The sequence below is a fragment of the Aeromonas sp. QDB30 genome, assembly GCF_027707645.1.
Lineage (GTDB): Bacteria > Pseudomonadota > Gammaproteobacteria > Enterobacterales > Aeromonadaceae > Aeromonas > Aeromonas caviae.
The window spans coordinates 1-1,735 of sequence record NZ_JAPCIY010000159.1 but is presented as its reverse complement, the minus strand read 5'-3'; the positions used below and the strand labels follow the sequence as shown (position 1 = coordinate 1,735).

Sequence of the window (1,735 nt, the reverse complement as noted above, 5' to 3'; positions counted from 1 at the left end):
TAAAATCGTACTTGGAGCCGTTCAACTGATCGAGACTTGATCAACTTGTGCAGAGAATGATCATGCGTCGGCCCTGGAGGCCACCACCCCCTCGTTCTTGAAGTCGTCGATCTGGACGAAGGCATCGTGCCAGTAGCGTCCCACCAGCTTGCGCTGCTGGCGCAGGAGGTCGAGGGCGGCCTTGTACTGATCCTCGTTCAGCTCGTAGGGATCCTTGATGCCGAGCGCCGGCTGGTGGCTCATCAGATAGAGGGCTGCATCGGCGATGTGGATGGGGCCGTCGAACGCCTGCACCCGCCCCTTGTTGGACTTGCCGTCCGGCAGGGTCTGCTCCTCGAACACCACGTTCCAGGAGTCGGGCGCCTTGGGAAACACCTTGGTGTTGTACATCAATATGTTGCCGCCCCACTGGTAGGGCACGCCATAGTGCTTGCCGTCTACCGTGTGCCAGGGGGCATTCTGCAGGCGGGGGTCTATCTTGCTGTAGCTCGGGATGAGCGCCAGGTTGAGCACCTGCACCTTGCCGCCGGCGATGAGGCGCAGGCTGGCGTCGCCGGAGGCGGTCACCAGGTCGAAGCCCCCCTCGTTCATCAGCGCCACCATCTCGTCCGAGGTGGCGGCCGTCTTGACGTTGACCTTGCAGCCGGTCTCTTTCTCGAAGCCGGTGACCCAGTCGTAGTTCTTGTCGGTCTCGCCGCGCTCCACATAGCCGGCCCAGGCCACGATGTTGAGCTGGCCTTCACCCTTGCCGAGGGTGGTGGGGGCTGCCTGGGCCTGGCCTGCCAGCAGCGCCGGGATCAGGGCCAGGGTGAGGGGGGTCAGTTTCATCTTGCTCTCCTTGCTGGGGCGGGCACGGTTGTGATGCCACGCTGACAATTAACATCCTGTTAACCAGCCATGAGCGTAGGAGAAGCCGTGAGCAATGAGAATTTCAATTTTTAGCGGCTTTGGTATCTGTAAAATCGATATCGAGTGCAGATGAATCTGATTTTTTTGCTGGAGTCACGGCTGTTCAGGCTCAGTCCTAGCGGGGGAGGTGCTGGCGGGCCCGCAGCCGGCTCTGATCCCGCACTATGTCGATGAACTCGCGGGCGGTCCACTCCAGCCGGGAGCCACGCCGCCACACCGGCCAATGTCGATGGCGGGAATGGGCTCCTTGATGGCGCGGGCCTCGACCCGCTCCTGCTCCAGCGACCAGGGGCGGTAGGCAAAGTCCGGCAGCAGGGCGAGTCCGAGCTGGCTCGCCACCAGGCTGCGTACCGCCTCCACCGAGGCGGTACGCAGCACGATGCGCGGCGAGATGCCGTAGCGGCGCAGGCCGCCGCCGATGATCTGGTCCAGCTGGTCGGCGGTCAGCGAGATCATGGGCTCCTCGCCGAGCGCCTTGAGGGAGAGGGTCGACTCGGCGCAGAGGGGGTGGTTGGCGGCGAGCCAGACCCGCAGCGGCGAGCGGGTCAGCAGCTCGGTATCGAACGCCTCCTGGCGGATGGTGCGGTTGGTCATCAGGATCCCCACGTCCACCTCACCGTTGACGATCTGGTGCTCGAGGTAGGGCTGCTCATCCTCTTTCACCTCGATCTGTACCGCCGGGAAGGCGCGGCGAAAACGGCCGAGCGCTTCCGACAGATAGTAGCCTGCCACCAGCGTGGTTACGCCTACCTGATTACCCATGATTAGCAGTCAGTTACCACGAACTATACTGATCTTACGTACAGTTATCGAGGTGCGAGATCAT

General features: G+C 62.7%; 2 pseudogenes. Both read right to left on the bottom strand.

From position 1 onward, the window contains the following. Nucleotides 1–75 precede the first annotated feature (75 nt). Nucleotides 76–828 (bottom strand): annotated as a pseudogene (locus tag PG896_RS20875) (extracellular solute-binding protein); the annotation flags it as partial. Between the two features lie 196 nt (nucleotides 829–1,024). Beyond that, nucleotides 1,025–1,659: pseudogene (locus tag PG896_RS20870) on the bottom strand (LysR substrate-binding domain-containing protein); the annotation flags it as partial. Between the last annotated feature and the right edge of the window lie 76 nt (nucleotides 1,660–1,735).